14 protein-coding genes are annotated in these 14,490 nt (G+C 74.1%); 8 read left to right on the forward strand and 6 right to left on the reverse strand.

The features are described from left to right. Positions 1 to 70 precede the first annotated feature (70 nt). Positions 71 to 817 carry a GntR family transcriptional regulator gene (locus ACIG5E_RS15070; RefSeq protein ID WP_396533841.1) on the forward strand — a complete coding sequence of 249 codons (747 nt, stop codon included), beginning with the start codon at positions 71 to 73 and terminating at the stop codon, positions 815 to 817. A 149-nt stretch (positions 818 to 966) separates the two neighbouring features. Further along, on the forward strand, positions 967 to 1,089 hold the full coding sequence (locus ACIG5E_RS15075) for a hypothetical protein (RefSeq protein ID WP_396533842.1): 123 nt from the start codon (positions 967 to 969) through the stop codon (positions 1,087 to 1,089). Between the two features lie 3 nt (positions 1,090 to 1,092). Here ACIG5E_RS15075 and ACIG5E_RS15080 read toward each other — a convergent pair whose 3' ends face one another. The 3 genes from ACIG5E_RS15080 to ACIG5E_RS15090 all read right to left on the reverse strand — a co-directional run bounded on the left by ACIG5E_RS15080 (position 1,093) and on the right by ACIG5E_RS15090 (position 4,428). Further along, positions 1,093 to 2,256, reverse strand: coding sequence for an ROK family protein (locus ACIG5E_RS15080; RefSeq protein WP_396533843.1), 1,164 nt, complete (start codon positions 2,254 to 2,256; stop codon positions 1,093 to 1,095). 257 nt (positions 2,257 to 2,513) lie between these two features. Next, positions 2,514 to 2,798 carry a hypothetical protein gene (locus ACIG5E_RS15085; RefSeq protein WP_396533844.1) on the reverse strand — a complete coding sequence of 95 codons (285 nt, stop codon included), beginning with the start codon at positions 2,796 to 2,798 and terminating at the stop codon, positions 2,514 to 2,516. Positions 2,799 to 2,883: 85 nt separating this feature from the next. Continuing rightward, positions 2,884 to 4,428 (reverse strand): hypothetical protein, encoded by a 1,545-nt coding sequence (locus tag ACIG5E_RS15090; RefSeq protein WP_396533845.1) that lies wholly within the window; start codon positions 4,426 to 4,428, stop codon positions 2,884 to 2,886. Between the two features lie 276 nt (positions 4,429 to 4,704). Between ACIG5E_RS15090 and paaK the strand changes: the two genes are divergently transcribed. Then, positions 4,705 to 6,054, forward strand: coding sequence for a phenylacetate--CoA ligase PaaK (gene paaK, locus ACIG5E_RS15095; protein ID WP_396533846.1), 1,350 nt, complete (start codon positions 4,705 to 4,707; stop codon positions 6,052 to 6,054). A gap of 76 nt (positions 6,055 to 6,130) precedes the next feature. Here paaK and ACIG5E_RS15100 read toward each other — a convergent pair whose 3' ends face one another. Continuing rightward, positions 6,131 to 6,931, reverse strand: a complete 801-nt coding sequence (locus ACIG5E_RS15100; RefSeq protein ID WP_396533847.1) for a hypothetical protein — start codon at positions 6,929 to 6,931, stop codon at positions 6,131 to 6,133. A 1-nt stretch (position 6,932) separates the two neighbouring features. Next, positions 6,933 to 7,511: a hypothetical protein gene (locus ACIG5E_RS15105; protein ID WP_396533848.1), complete on the reverse strand. Its 579-nt coding sequence runs from the start codon at positions 7,509 to 7,511 to the stop codon at positions 6,933 to 6,935. Between the two features lie 148 nt (positions 7,512 to 7,659). Between ACIG5E_RS15105 and ACIG5E_RS15110 the strand changes: the two genes are divergently transcribed. The 5 genes from ACIG5E_RS15110 (at position 7,660) to ACIG5E_RS15130 (ending at position 12,483) form a co-directional block, all read left to right on the forward strand. Continuing rightward, the gene (locus ACIG5E_RS15110; RefSeq protein ID WP_396238593.1) at positions 7,660 to 8,337 is read left to right on the forward strand and encodes a response regulator transcription factor; all 678 of its coding nucleotides are present in this window, start codon (positions 7,660 to 7,662) and stop codon (positions 8,335 to 8,337) included. A 1-nt stretch (position 8,338) separates the two neighbouring features. After that, on the forward strand, positions 8,339 to 9,724 hold the full coding sequence (locus tag ACIG5E_RS15115) for a sensor histidine kinase (protein WP_396533849.1): 1,386 nt from the start codon (positions 8,339 to 8,341) through the stop codon (positions 9,722 to 9,724). A 43-nt stretch (positions 9,725 to 9,767) separates the two neighbouring features. Further along, positions 9,768 to 10,439 (forward strand): class I SAM-dependent methyltransferase, encoded by a 672-nt coding sequence (locus ACIG5E_RS15120; protein WP_396533850.1) that lies wholly within the window; start codon positions 9,768 to 9,770, stop codon positions 10,437 to 10,439. A gap of 58 nt (positions 10,440 to 10,497) precedes the next feature. After that, positions 10,498 to 10,935, forward strand: coding sequence for a GNAT family N-acetyltransferase (locus ACIG5E_RS15125; RefSeq protein ID WP_396533851.1), 438 nt, complete (start codon positions 10,498 to 10,500; stop codon positions 10,933 to 10,935). Positions 10,936 to 11,082: 147 nt separating this feature from the next. Continuing rightward, entirely contained in the window at positions 11,083 to 12,483 is a 1,401-nt protein-coding gene (locus tag ACIG5E_RS15130) for a pyridoxal phosphate-dependent aminotransferase (RefSeq protein ID WP_396533852.1), read from the forward strand. A 54-nt stretch (positions 12,484 to 12,537) separates the two neighbouring features. Here the strand turns inward: ACIG5E_RS15130 and ACIG5E_RS15135 are convergent, their stop codons facing one another. Then, on the reverse strand, positions 12,538 to 13,992 hold the full coding sequence (locus ACIG5E_RS15135; RefSeq protein ID WP_396533853.1) for an aminopeptidase P family protein: 1,455 nt from the start codon (positions 13,990 to 13,992) through the stop codon (positions 12,538 to 12,540). Between the last annotated feature and the right edge of the window lie 498 nt (positions 13,993 to 14,490).

Consider the following 14,490-nt stretch of genomic DNA (forward strand, 5'->3'; position numbering starts at 1 on the left):
GTGGTAGGGCGGACAAGACCAGGTGGAGGACACGGTGGGCACGGTCGGGACGACAGGACAGCTTTCGGCGGTGCCGGAACCGAAGTACTGGCACCTGCGCACGGTGCTGCTGCGGGCCATCGACTCGGAGTTCTCCACCGGCCAGGTCCTGCCGAACGAGCGCGAGCTCTCCGCCCGCTTCGGGGTGGCCCGGGCCACGCTGCGGCAGGCCCTGGACCAGCTGGAGCTGGAGGGCCGGCTGGTCCGCCGCCGGGGGATCGGAACCCTGATCGCCGCCCCGCGGGTCGGCGTCCCGGTCAACCGGCAGGAGGAGGGCTGGCCCGGCGTCGGCCGCAGCCAGGCCTGGCGCACGGTGGACTGCACCACCGCCCCGGCCTCCGCGCAGCTGGCCAAGGGCCTCGGCATCGCCGAGGGTGCCACCGTGCACACCGTCCGCCGGGTCCGCCTGGTCGAGGGCCGCGCGATGGCCACCGAGTCGCTGCACGTCCCGGCCTCTGCCCTGCCGCACCTGCCCGGCTTCCGCGCCGAGAGCGACCGCGCCCGCTCGGTGCTGCGCCAGCTGGAGCGCCTGGAGGTGGACGGCGAGTCCCGCGCCGTCGAGCTCGGTGTCGCCGAGGCCGACGAGGCCGTCCTGCTGGAGCGCCCCCCGGGTACCCCGGTGCTGGTCATGACCACCCAGTACGCCTCGGCCGGCCGTCTGGTGGCGCTCGCCGTCTCCACCTACCGCGCGGACACCTGCAAGCTGACCTTCGGCGAGACCGGCCTGGTCGAGGTCACCCCGGTCGCCGCGACCCCCGAGGTCCGCACCGCCTCCTGAACCATTTCGCACCCACCCTCAGACCGCGACCCGGACGCCGACTGGCGCCCGGGTCGCGGTCGTTGACCGAGTCGCCGGAAGCTCGGTGGCGTGCGGCGGGGACAACGCGGCTCGCCCGGCTCGATGCCGAACGAAGTCTGGTCTGGGTGGTGCACCTGCTGTCCAACGAGTTCGTCCGGATCGACGTCGACTGGCCGCTGGCGACGTTCACCGACGACTGCGACAACACGCTGACCATCGACCTCACCGCCCCGGACTACGCCGCCCCCTGACCCTCAGACCCGTGGCGGGTCCACCGCGAAGAGCTGGTCCTCCACGTGATCCAGGGCGACCCGCAGGGCGCCCATGGAGACCACCTCCGAGCCCAGCGCCGCCAGCGCCACCTCGGGGGCGCGCAGGGTGAACTGGGCCAGCCGCTCGCGCAGCGGTTCCAGGACGCCGTCCAGGCCAGCGGCCCAGCCGCCGATGACTACCAGTTGAGGGTCGATGGCGAGCACCAGGGCGGCGACGCCCTGGACGAGCCTGGTCAGGAAGCGGTCCATGGCGACCTTGGCCACCTCGTCGCCCTCCCGGGCGAGCCGCAGGACGCGGGCGACGGCGGCCTCGTCCAGCGGGTTGAGCGGTTTGCCGGTGGTGGAGAGCAGCTTCTCCGGGGTGACTTCCTGGCCAAGCAGGTGCAGGGCGCCGATCTCGCCGGCGGCGCCGCCGTAGCCGCGGTGGAGCTTGCCGTTGATCAGGGAGCCGGCGCCGGGGCTGAGGCCGGCCATCACGAAGACCACGTCGTCGGCGCCGACGGCCGCGCCCTGCCAGTGTTCGGCGATGGCGGCGAGGTTGGCGTCGTTCTCGATCAGGACGGGGCAGCGGAAGGAGCGCCGCAGTCGGGCGCCGAGGTCGAGGCCGGTCCAGCCGGGCATCGCGGTGCCGAGCCGGATGGTGCCCTCGCGGTCGACGATGCCGGGGGTTCCGATGCCGACGGCCCACAGGTTGTCCCGCGAGATGCCCGCCTTTCGCAGGACCTCGGCGACGGCGGTGCGGACGGCGGTGAGCCGCTCCTCGGCGTCCAGGGTCTCGTCGACCGGCTTGAAGTGACTGCCCACCACCTCGCCGGTGAGGTCGGCGAGGATGACCCGGATGTCGTGCACGCCGATCTCGATGCCGAGGATGTGCCCGGCCTCGGCGCGGAAGCGGAACCAGCGGGCCGGGCGGCCGCGCCGGCCGGTGCCCGGCTGGCCGTCCTCCCGGGGCTGCTCGACCTCGGCGACCAGTCCGGTCTCGACCAGGCCCTCGATCACGCCCTCGACGGTCGGCCGGGAGAGCCCGGTCTCGCCGACGAGCTGAGTGAGGGTCACGGAGTGGCCGGTCCGCAGCGCCCGAAGCGTGACCGCCGCGTTGATCCGCCGCAGCAGCGAGGAGTCTCCTCCGGTGAGCCGATCCGCCAATGCGATGCCCTTCGCCGTTCGCGCGACTGCCCTGGCGCGCGGTGTCGAGTGCGCGGAGCCCACCGAATGGCCCGCGGGGTCTGCCCCCGGCGTGCGGCGCGGGCGGCGCTGGGCCGCCCGGTGCCGGGGCCGGAGGAGCAGTCCGGAGCCTACCCGGCGACCGCCCGGCGCGGCGAGGATTCCCGCAGCTCACCCGGGCTTCGGTATCGAAATGGTACGGATCGGGTGGCGGTACGTGACCCGGCCCCAACCACCGATCAGGAGGTGTACCGGTCGGCCACGAACGGCCCCTGCCCGGGGCGCCGGCCCCGTACGGACCAGCGTGAGCGCACCGACAGCAGCGAGCCGACGCTGAGCCAGGAGCACGCCGAGAACGCGCTGAAGACCGAGCCGGCCGAGCCGATGGACAGCACGCTGCCGACCGATCCGATAGAGAGGACGGACCCGACCGAGCCGATGGACAGCAGCGAGCCGATGGAACCGATGGAGCCGATCGAGCCGAGTGAGGCCCGGGAGCGGATCGAACGCACGGAAGCGGCCATGCGCCCGATCGTAGCCCGAGTCGGTTTCGTCCTGCCCGGGTCTCGGCGCGGCCCGCTGCCGTCTCGGCCCCGGCGTGCCCCGGAGTCAGTCGACCCGCGCCGCGAACAGCCCCTGCCCCAGCAGCCCCATCGGGTGCCCGTCCGCCGGCAGGGTGAGCACGGTGGGGCAGCCCGCGGCGGTGAGGGCGGCCCGCCAGTGGTCGGCGGGGTGAGCGGTGAGGCCGCGGGGGTCGCCGGTGATCAGCAGGTCGAGCTGTTCGGTGACGGGCGCGAGCAGCAGCAGTCGGCCGCCGGGGGCGAGCAGGTCGACGAGGGCCGGGACTTCCTCCTCGGGGCGGCCGCCGGCGGTGGCGACCACGATGTCGTAGCGGCCGCCGTCGGGAGCGAGGTGGTGGTCGGCGTTCTGGCGGGGCCGGGCGGCCAGGGCGCGGGCGATCGCGGTCTCGGCGCCGTCGCGGTCGAGTTCGAGGACCCGCAGCGGATGCGGTCCGCCGTGGGCTTCGGCGGTGGTGCGCACGAGTGCGCCGAGTGCGGCGCCGAGGTAGCCGCGGGCGGCTGCCCAGCGGACCGGCGCGGCGGCGGGGCGGGGTGCCTCCTCGCCGGTGAGCAGCTTGGGCAGGCGCAGTGCGCCGCGCCGGACCCGGTCCAGGACCGGGGCGGTGCCGAGGCCGTCGGTCCAGGTCTCGACGGCGGGCCGCCAGGCCTCGCGGACCTCGGCGGCGGTGAGTTCGGGGGCGCCGTGGAAGAGCGGGCCCTGGGCGCCGCCGTCCTGGCGGGTGATCAGGCCGTGCCGGGCGAGGGCGTCCAGCCAGCGGCCGACCCGGGGGCGCTGGGCGGGAGTGACCAGGGCGGTGGCGAGGAGTTCGGGTTCCGACCAGCCGCGGGTGGGGTCGGTGAGCACTCCGGCCTGCTGGAGGGTGTGCAGCAGGGCGGTGAGGACGGCCCGGTCGAGGTGGGCGCCGAACTCGGTGATCTGTTCGGCGGTGACGCCGATGCTGTGCTTCCAGGCGGCGGCGGTGGCGGCCTCGGTGTCGGCGCGCAGGCGGCGGTCGGCGGCCTCGGCCTGGCTGTGCGGGGCGCGGACGTGGGCGATGACGGCGCCGAGGGCGTCGACGGCGGCGTACACGTCGTCCTGCCGGGGTTCGGGTCCGACGTGCAGGACCAGGCGCAGCGCGGCGAGGTCGTGCTCGGCCGGTCCGGGCTGGCGGCTGAGCCGCCAGAGCAGGGCGGAGGGCAGGCTGAGGTGGGTGGTGCGGTTGGCGGCGAGGGCGGTGAGCTGCTGCTCGGGCCGCTGGTCGGGGTCGGCGCAGTGCACGGTGCCGCCGGCCAGCAGGGTGGCCAGGGCGAGTTCGACGGCGAGATCGGTGACCGGGTGCAGCACGGTGTGCCGGATCGGCGGCGGGCCGAGGACGCCGGCCCAGTAGCGGAGCCGTTCCTCGGCGGCGCGGGCGGCGGAGGGTGCCAGCGCGGCGTGTTCGGCGACGCGTTCGGCGAGGGCCCGGGGCAGGCCGCCAGGCGGGGAGACGCCGAGCAGCAGGCCGATGCCGCTGATCGCGCGTCCGTCGGCGACGACGGCGGGCCGGTCGCCGAGCTCGCGCAGCGCGCTGACCAGCGCAGGGGTCGAGGCCAAGGTGATCACTCCGGGGTGCGGGGGAGAAGCCGCACTACTGAACCATGCGTCCGGGCCCGAAGCGGCCGCTGCCGAGTCAAACTTCCGTAATGATTTTCATATCGCCCAGCCAAGCGTCGGCGGGATCCCGGCGCGAAGGCGCCGGAACTTCACATTCCGGAGCCGCTGCGCGAGCCCTTGACAGGTGGTTCGGGTGCTGGATTACTTGGCCTGGGCTTGCCCAGACCGAACGATCGGTTGGGCTCCCAGGATCGGCCGACCTGCGAAGGAGCGACGATGACCGGCAGCTCACCCGAACCGGGACGACGCCTGGGGGAGCCGATTCCACCCGCACTGCTGGACGCCGGCGAGCGGATGAGCGTCGACGAACTGCGGGCCCACCAGCTCGACCGCCTCCGCGCCACCCTGCGGCACGCGTACGACAACGTCGAGCTCTACCGCCGCAAGTTCGACGCGGCCGGAGTGCGCCCCGAGGACTGCCGCACCCTGGACGACCTCGCCCGGTTCCCCTTCACCACCAAGGCCGACCTGCGCGAGGGCTACCCCTTCGGCATGTTCGCCGTCCCGATGGAGCGGGTCCGCCGGATCCACGCCTCCAGCGGCACCACCGGGCGCCCGACCGTGGTCGGCTACACCGAGAACGACTTGTCCATGTGGGCCGACGTGGTCGCCCGCTCGATCCGCGCGGCCGGCGGCCGCCCCGGCCACAAGGTGCACATCGCGTACGGCTACGGGCTGTTCACCGGCGGCCTGGGCGCGCACTACGGAGCCGAGCGGGCCGGCTGCACCGTCATCCCGGCCTCCGGCGGCATGACCGCCCGGCAGGTGCAGCTGATCCAGGACTTCCGCCCCGAGATCATCATGGTCACCCCGTCCTACCTGCTCACCCTGCTGGACGAGTTCGAGAAGCAGGGCCTCGACCCGCGCGCCAGCTCGCTGAAGGTGGGCATCTTCGGCGCCGAGCCCTGGACGGAGGAGATGCGGCGCGAGATCGAGGAGCGGCTCGACCTGCACGCCGTCGACATCTACGGGCTCTCCGAGGTGGTCGGCCCCGGCATCGCCCAGGAGTGCGTGGAGACCAAGGACGGGCTGCACATCTGGGAGGACCACTTCTACCCGGAGGTCGTGGACCCGCTGGCCGATGAGCTGGGGGCGGACCGGGTGATGCCCGAGGGGGAGAGCGGCGAGCTGGTCTTCACCTCGCTCACCAAGGAGGCACTGCCGGTCATCCGCTACCGCACCCGCGACCTCAGCCGGCTGCTGCCCGGCACCGCGCGGCCGGCCTTCCGGCGGATGGAGAAGGTCACCGGGCGCAGCGACGACATGATCATCCTGCGCGGGGTGAACCTCTTCCCGACCCAGATCGAGGAGATCCTGCTGCGCACCCCGGGCGTCGCCCCGCACTTCCAGCTGCGGCTGACGAGGCAGGGGCGGATGGACCACCTGACGGTGCGGGTGGAGGCCCGCCCGGAGGCGCCCGCCGAGCTGCGGGCGGCGGCCCGGGAGTCGATCGTCCGGGCGGTGAAGGACGGCGTGGGCGTGACGGTCGCGGCCGAGGTGGTGGACCCGTACACGCTGGAGCGCTCGGTCGGGAAGATCAAGCGGGTGGTGGACGAGCGGACGTGAAAACAGGATGTCGGAGGCGCACGGCTGTCCGGGGGGTGATGCCGTGCGCCTCCGACGTCTACAGAAATGTAGACGTTCAGTGGGCGGTGAGTCCAGCCGTCCGACGGTGGGACCGCGCGGACAGCGCCAGGGCCACCGCCATCAGCACGGCCAGGGCCAGGCTGACCGGGCCGGTGCCCAGGCCGATGCCGCCGCGGTCGGCGCCGACGCCCAGCCAGTCCGCGAACGAGGCGCCCAGCGGGCGGGTCAGCACGTACGCCCACCAGAACCCGGCCACCGGGCCCACCCAGCGGGCCCGCGCCGCCACGGCAGGGATGGAGATCAGCACCGCGAAGCCCAGGCCGGCCACCAGGTAGCCGAGGTCGAGGGTGGCCGCCGTCAGGTCGCCGAGCGCGGTGCCCAGGGCGAAGGTCAGCAGCACGGCCGCCCAGTAGAACAGCTCCCGGCGCAGGCCCGTCACCCGGTCGATCGCCAGCGAGCCCTCCACCAGGTGCCAGACCAGGAACAGCGCCGCCAGCGCCGCCGCCAGCGCACCGGCCGACAGCGCGTACGGGACGCCGAGCGCGACGTGCGCCACGTCGGCGACCATCGTGCCGAACACGCTCACCAGCACGACCACCGCCCAGTACAGCCCGGGCACGCAGCGGCGGGCGCGCAGCTGCACCAGGAGGGTGACGGCCAGCAGCAGCCCGGCGGCGCCCACCGCCAGGACCGGGTCGAAGGTCTTGGCGAGGAAGTCCGACAGGGTCTCGCCCATGCCGGTGGTCAGCACCTTCACCAGCCAGAACCAGCCGTCCACGGCGGGGACCTTGCTGGCGGCCCGGACGTCACCGGGCGCGGCGGGGCGGGGCGTGGTCGGCGCATAGGAGTGGGCCACGTCAGCCCTCCGAGCCGTCGACGACGGTGTTGGAGGTGAGCTGGCCGTCGGCGCCGTCCACCGTCACCAGGTGGCGCACGCCGTCCTGGCCGACGACCGTCACGGCCCAGGCCGCGCCGCCGCCCTGCTCGGTCACCCGGCGCAGCGACTCGGCGCGGCCGCCGGGGACGGCGGCCTGGGCCTTCTCCAGGGCGGCGGAGGCGGCGAGCGAGGGCAGCGGGGCGGGGGCATCGCCGTGGCCGCCTTCGCGCCCGTGCTCCCGGCCGTGTCCCTGCCCGTGCCCCTCGCCGTACCCGTGCCCGTTCCCGTCCTCGGACCGGGCCGCCGCCTCGCGGTGCCCGTGCCCGCGCTCCCCGTGCCCCTCGTGCGCCGCCACCGCGACCGCGAGCCCGCCCCCGGCGAGCAGCGCCACCGCCGCCACCGAGGCGGCTATCCGGCGCTCCCGCCCGCCCGTCCAGGCGCGCAGCCGCTCCGCGCGCCGACGCCGGGGCGCGAGCGGCGGCACCTCCGGGATCTCCGGCTGCTCACCGGCGAGCGGGGCGCCGGTCGGCGGGGTGGTGGACGACAGGGGGTCGGTCATCGGGCGTACTCCTTGCCTCGTACGGCTGCTGCGCTCAGCGCCTGGCCCGGTACCGCCCGGGCCGCGCCCGGCGATCATGGCGGACCGTACCTGAACCTGCGCTTAAGCCGGAGCGGGAGCTTTCAGGAGCACCTGGCACCCTGAACGGATGCACATACTCGTCGTGGAGGACGAACACCGGATGGCCACCGCGCTGCGGCGCGGGCTGGAGGCCGACGGGCACACCGTCGACACCGCCCACAACGGCCCCGAGGGCCTCGCCCTCGCCGAGCGCCACCCCTACGACGTGATCGTCCTCGACATCATGCTGCCCGGCCTCAACGGCTACCGGGTCTGCGCCCGGCTGCGCGCGGGCGGCTGCCGGGCCGGGATCCTGATGCTCACCGCCAAGGACGGCGAGTGGGACGAGGCCGAGGCCCTGGACACCGGCGCCGACGACTACCTCGCCAAGCCCTTCTCCTTCGTCGTGCTGCTCGCCCGGCTGCGCGCCCTGCACCGGCGGATCGACCGGCAGCGCCCCCGGCTGCACACCCTCGGCGACTTGGTGCTGGACGCCAACGCCCGCACCTGCACCCGGGCCGGCACCCCCACCCACCTGACCGCCCGCGAGTTCGCGATCCTGGAGCACCTGGCCGCCCGGGCCGGGACGGTGGTCTCCAAGCGCGAGATCCTCGACCACGTCTGGGACGCCGACCACGACGCCGACCCGAGCATCGTCGAGGTGCACGTCCACGCCCTGCGGCGCAAGATCGACGCGCCCTTCGGCCGGGCCGCCCTGCAGACCATGCGTGGCGCCGGCTACCGGCTCGACCCGGCCGGCGGCTGACGTGCGACCCCGGCAACTCCCTTACCTGCTGCGCCGGTTCGTCCCCCGTACGGTACGGGCCCGGGCCACCGCGGCCGCCGGTACGGTGCTGGCCGCCGCGCTCGCCCTGGCCGGGGCCGGACTGCTTGCCGCCGTGCACGCCGACCTGGTCGCCTCGGCCGCCTCCGCCACCCGGCAGCAGGCCGAGTCGATCGCCCAACTCGCCGTCCAGGGAAGGCTGGTGCCCGTCCTGCACCCTGCCCACGGCACCGACTTCCTGCAGGTCGTCGACGCCCGCGGCACCGTCCTCGCCGCCAGCCCCAACCTGGCCGGCCGCCCCGCCCTGGCCACCGCGCGGCGCACCGGCTCGCACACCACCGACGAGGTCGACCCGCTGTACGACCACCACCGCCAGCGGCTCGCCGCCGTCACCGCCGACACCGCCGACGGGCCGGTCACCGTCTACGCGGGCGCCTCGCTGCGCGCCGCCGACGAGGCCATGGACATCACCCAGGCAGGGCTGGCCGTCGCCTGCCCGCTGCTGCTGCTCACCGGGGTCGTGGTCACCTGGAAGGTCACCGGGCAGGCGCTGCGCCCGGTGGAGGCGATCCGCGCCGAGGTCGACGCCATCACCGGGCAGGACCTGCACCGCCGCGTCCCCGAACCCGGCACCGCAGACGAGATCGCCCGGCTCGCCGCCACCATGAACGCGATGCTCGACCGGCTGGAGGCCTCCGGCCGCCGCCAGCGGCAGTTCATCGCCGACGCCTCGCACGAACTCCGCAGCCCGCTCGCGGTGTTGCGCACCCAGCTGGAGGTCGCCGACACCCACCCGGACCCGGCGGTCCGCGCCGAGCTGGTGCACGGTGCCCTGGCGGACACCGACCGGCTGCAGAACCTCGCCACCGACCTCCTGCTGCTCGCCCGCCTGGACGCCGGCGGCACCGACGACCGCCCCCGCCAGCGGATCGACCTCACCGACCTGGTCGCCACCACCGTCCTCGCCCGCCCGTCCGGCCCGCACCGCCGCACCACCGATCTCGCCCCCGCGGTCGCCGTCAACGGCATCCCGCTGTGGCTCGGCCGGCTGCTCACCAACCTGCTGGACAACGCCGACCGCCACGCGGCCACCACCGTGCACGTCCGCCTGGGCACCGACCCGGCGCGCGGCCTCGCCCTGCTGGACGTCGAGGACGACGGCCCCGGCATCCCGCCCGCCGACCGCGAGCGGGTCTTCGAGCGCTTCACCCGCCTGGACGACGCCCGCTCCCGCGACCACGGCGGCACCGGCCTGGGCCTGCCGATCGCCCGCGACATCGCCCGCCACCACCACGGCACCCTCACCGTCACCCCGACCCCGACCGGGGCCCGGCTCACCGCGGCGATCCCCCTGGCGGAGGACGACTGAGGGGCGGGCGGGAGTGGTGCCCGGAAGGCCCTATGCTGCGGGCATGCCGAGTGAGCTGCGAACTCTCCAGGCCGACGCCGACCCCGCCTTCATCCGGCGGGAGACGGAGCTGACGCCCGTTCCCTTCGTGCCCGAGATCCGCCTGCACATGGCTCAGGACGCCATCGCGCTGTGGGAGAGCACCGAGCGCGAGCGCGGCCGGGACGGACTGCCGCCGCCGTTCTGGGCGTTCGCCTGGGCCGGCGGGGTGGCGGTCGCGCGCTACGTCCTGGACCACCCCGAACTCGTCGACGGGCGTGCGGTGTTGGACATCGCCGCCGGGTCCGGACTGGTCGGGGTGGCGGCCGCGCTGCGCGGGGCGAAGGAGGTGCGCGCCGCCGAGATCGACGCCTACGCGGTGGCCGCGATCGAGCTGAACGCCGAGGCCAACGGCGTACGGCTGGCGGGCGCGCTGGTCGACCTGGTGGACGGGGACGGCGCACCCGCCGAGGTGGTGCTCGCCGGGGACGTCTTCTACGAACGGGCCATGGCCGCCCGCTTCCTGCCCTTCCTGGAACGGGCCGCCGCGCGCGGCGCCACCGTGATCGTCGGCGACCCGGGCCGGGCCTACCTGCCCCGCGAACGGTTCACCGCCGTGGCCGCCTACCAGGTGCCGGTGGTCGCGGACCTGGAGGACGCCTCGGTCAAGACCACCACCGTGTGGCGCCTCGGCTGACCGTCCACGGTCCGAAAATCCGGGCGGCGAGCCCGAACGGCCTGCTAGACAGGCCTACATGACCGAGAAGATCGTGCTGCGGGCCGCCGTGCCCGAGGAGATACCCGCCCTGCTCGCCCTCTGGGCGCGCGCCGCCAAGGGCACCAGCGTCAGCGACGACGAGGCGGGCGTGGCCGCGCTGCTCGCCCGCGACCCGGAGTGCCTGATCGTCGCCGCCCCGGCCGACGACCCGACCACCCTGCTCGGCACCGTCATCGCCGGCTGGGACGGCTGGCGCTGCCACCTCTACCGCCTCGCCGTCGACCCCGAGCACCGCCGCCGGGGCATCGGCGCCGCCCTGCTCGCCGCCGCCGAGGAGCGCTTCGCCGCACTCGGCGGTCGGCGCATCGACGCGATGGTGCTGGACGACAACGCCCTCGGCCACCGCACCTGGCAGGCCGCCGGCTACCGGCCCCAACCCGAGTGGAGCCGCTGGGTCAAGCCGCTGCCCGCCTGAACCGCACCCGCCTGAACTCCTTCCCATTCGGACGGCCGCCGAAGGCTGGCGGCCGTCCGCGGTGCGTGATCCCCTGGGGTCGGTGCGCGTGCGAACGGTCACGTTCCGTCACGCCGTCGAACCCTCCCACCCGACAGGGGACCCACCATGACCATGACCGAGAACAACCGCAAGCTCGCCTCGCCCGAGGCCGCCGCCGACGTACTGGCGGGCCTGACCGACTTCGAGCAGGCCCTCGCCTTCTACCACCAGCACCTGGCCCCGGACACCGCGGTCAACCTGTCCGTCGCCGAGAACGTCCTGCTGTACCGGCAGTCGATGGACAAGGAGGTGTTCAAGAAGATCGCGCTGATCCCCGAGCCGAACATCAAGTACATGGCCTCGGCGGGCACCCCGCAGCTGCGCGGGCAGGTCGCCGAGCTGCTCGGCCGGGCCTTCGGCCGCACCGTGTCCCCGGACGACGTCTTCGGCTGTGCCGGTGTCTCCTCCGCGCTGGAGTGCATCGCCTTCGGGCTGATGCGCAAGGGCGCGGGCACGCCGGCGCTCAAGCCGGGGGACGAGGTGCTGATCCCGGCGCCCTACTGGCAGGGCTTCAACTGGTCCTTCGAGGAACGGCCCAAGCTGAAGTGCGTCCCGGTGAACCTGCCCACCGAGGGCAAGGACCGCTACCGGCTCACCCTGGACCTGATCGTCCAGGCCTACGAGGCGCGGCAGAAGGCCGGCCACCGCCCGCGGCTGCTCGTCCTGACCAACCCGCACAACCCGCTGGGCGTCAACTATGACCGGCAGCTGCTCGACGAGATCTACGCCTGGGCGATGACGTACACCGACATGCACATCATCTCTGACGAGATCTACTGCCACTCCCAACTCGACAGCTCCAGCACGCCGTTCACCAGCGCGGTGACACTGGGGGCGTACTCCGGATTCGCGAACCGGATCCACGTGGTGTGGGGCTTCGCCAAGGACTTCGGGCTGTCCGGCTTCCGCACCGGCTTCGTGGTCTCCAAGAACCCCGCCGTGCACCGGGTCATGCTGGGCGACAGCGACCCGGCCGAGAAGACCCACCCGCTGCCCTGGTTCACCCCGTTCGACTCGCTGAAGACCTACGTCATCGGGGAGTTGCTCAGCGCCCACCATGACGGCGAGCGCTACACCACGTACGCGATGAAGAAGTACCCCGGGCTGCTCAGCGACAGCTTCCGCGCCGTCAAGGGCGCGCTGGACCAGGCCGGGATCAAGTACGTCCACCAGGACGGGGAGAACTCCGCGATGTTCTTCTGGCTCGACCTGACCGAGTACCTCGGCAAGCGGCCGGCCCCGGCGGACGGCCAGGCGGAGCTGCTCAAGGCGGAGGGGCTCGACCCGGACGAGAAGTGGCTGTTCGACTACCTCGCCCTCAAGCCCACCGAGGTCTCGCTGCTGCCGGGCGGCGTCATGCACAACCCGGCGCCGGGCTTCTTCCGGCTCTGTTTCACCGCCCTGCCGGCCGATGAGGTCGTGGCCGCGGTGCGGCGGATGGCCACGGCGCTCGGCAAGTTGAAGTGACCGGGAGGTGCGGCCCACTCGGGCCGGGGGGCCGCACCCTCGCCGCCGCGGAGCTCAGCCGCGCAGGCGGGCCAGCCAGGCCTCGACCTCGGCGGAGCCGCGGGGGAGGTCGGCGGAGAGGTTCTCGTTGCCGTCCTCGGTGACCAGGATGTCGTCCTCGATCCGCACCCCGATGCCCCGGTACTCCTCCGGCACCGTCAGGTCGTTCTCCTGGAAGTAGAGGCCCGGCTCGACGGTGAGCACCATGCCCGGCAGCAGTGTGCCGTCGACGTGCTCCTCGGTGCGGGAGTGGGCGCAGTCGTGGACGTCGATGCCGAGCATGTGGCCCGTCCCGGCCAGGGTGAAGCGGCGGTGCAGGCCCAGCTCGTACACCTTGTCGGCGGTGAGGTCGCCGAACAGGCCCCAGGCGGTGAGGTGTTCGGCGAGCTCGCGCTGGGCGGCGTGGTGGAAGTCGCGGAAGTCCGCGCCCGGCCTGACGGCGGCGATGCCGGCCGCCTGGGCGGCGTGCACCGCGTCGTAGACCTTGCGCTGGATGTCGGTGAAGCGGCCGGAGACCGGCAGGGTGCGGGTCACGTCGGCGGTGTAGAGCTCGTCGGTCTCCACGCCGGCGTCGAGCAGCAGCAGGTCGCCGGGGCGGGCCTGGCCGTTGTTGCGCACCCAGTGCAGGGTGGTGGCGTGCGCCCCGGCGGCGGCGATGGTGCTGTAGCCGACGTCGTTGCCCTCCAGTCGGGCCCGGACGAAGAAGGTGCCCTCGATCAGCCGCTCCGGCGTCGCGGCGTCCGTGCCGAGGATGCGCACCACGTCCTCGAAGCCGCGGGCGGTCGCCTGGCAGGCGAGGCGCAGCTGGGCGATCTCGAACTCGTCCTTCACCAGGCGCATCCCGGAGAGGAAGACCTCGAACTCGGCGTCCCGTTCGGCGGTCGCCTTGTTTTGGAGGGTCGACTCCACCCCCGCGTCGTGCCCGCGCAGCACCCGGACCGGGGCGGTGGCCGCGGCCAGGTCGGCGCGCACGGTGCGGACGTCCCGGCAGGGCAGGCCGAACAGCCGCTCGCTCTCGGTCAGGCTGTTGCGGCGCCCGTCCCACAGCTCGCCGTGGCCGTCGAGCCAGAACTCGCCGCTCTCGATGTCGGAGCGGTTGCGCAGGTAGAGCACGGCCCGGTGGCCGCTCTCCCCGGTGGGCTCCAGCACCAGCACGGCGTCCTGGGACTGGTCGCCGGTCAGGTAGACGTAGTCGGAGGAGGGGCGGAACGGGTAGTCGGTGTCGTTGGCCCGCACCTTGGGGTTGCCGGACGGGACGACCAGCAGCTCGCCCGGGAAGGCGGCGGACAGCGCGGCCCGGCGGCGCTCGGTGTGGGCGGCCTGCGGGATCGGCTCCAGGGCGTGGCGCTCGGTGTCGGCCCAGCCGTGCTTCATGCTCTCGGCGAGTTCCTCGGTCACCCCGCGCGTGAGGCCGTTCTTGCGGTACTTGATGGGGGCGACGGGCTCGGTGGGCTGGGCGGGCTCGGTCACAGCGGACTCTCCAGAGGGGGATACGGCGCATCGTCGCGCCGACCTGCCGGGTACGTAACAAGCGTTGTGTACCGTATATCGAACGGCGTCCGAAGAGAAGAGGCCCCGGGAGGTGTCCCGGTCCATGGCGCGCTGACCGCTGCGCAGGAAGGCCACTGAGGGCGCCAGGGAGGATCCCCGGCGCCCTCAGTGGCGGCTCGACCGTAATCGCCTCCGGCACAGTTCGCCGGCAACTGACGGATCCGTAGGAGGGCGGGCCGCGCGGACACGTCCGCGCGGCCCGCTTCCGTTGCTGAGCCCGTCGTTCAACGTCGCACGTGGGAACTCGCTATATCGCGATGGGTGTTCCCGTCAGGCCGGGGGGGGGGGGGGGGGGGGGGGGGGGGGGGGCGCGCCCCCCCCCCCGGGGGGGCGCGGGGGGGCCCCGCGGGGGGGGGGGCCGCCGCGCGGGGGGGGCGGGGCGCCCGGGACCACAGCGCCCCCCCCCCCCCGCCCCCC

Origin of the sequence: Kitasatospora sp. NPDC053057 (assembly GCF_044546945.1) — a bacterium.
Lineage (GTDB): Bacteria > Actinomycetota > Actinomycetes > Streptomycetales > Streptomycetaceae > Kitasatospora.

Bases quoted from the DNA above. Each gene is read 5' to 3' on its own strand.
- ACIG5E_RS15085 (WP_396533844.1), bottom strand. From the start codon at position 2,798: ATGGCCGCTTCCGTGCGTTCGATCCGCTCCCGGGCCTCACTCGGCTCG.
- paaK (WP_396533846.1), top strand. From the start codon at position 4,705: ATGACCGGCAGCTCACCCGAACCGGGACGACGCCTGGGGGAGCCGATT.
- ACIG5E_RS15105 (WP_396533848.1), bottom strand. From the start codon at position 7,511: ATGACCGACCCCCTGTCGTCCACCACCCCGCCGACCGGCGCCCCGCTC.
- ACIG5E_RS15110 (WP_396238593.1), top strand. From the start codon at position 7,660: ATGCACATACTCGTCGTGGAGGACGAACACCGGATGGCCACCGCGCTG.
- ACIG5E_RS15120 (WP_396533850.1), top strand. From the start codon at position 9,768: ATGCCGAGTGAGCTGCGAACTCTCCAGGCCGACGCCGACCCCGCCTTC.
- ACIG5E_RS15125 (WP_396533851.1), top strand. From the start codon at position 10,498: ATGACCGAGAAGATCGTGCTGCGGGCCGCCGTGCCCGAGGAGATACCC.
- ACIG5E_RS15130 (WP_396533852.1), top strand. From the start codon at position 11,083: ATGACCATGACCGAGAACAACCGCAAGCTCGCCTCGCCCGAGGCCGCC.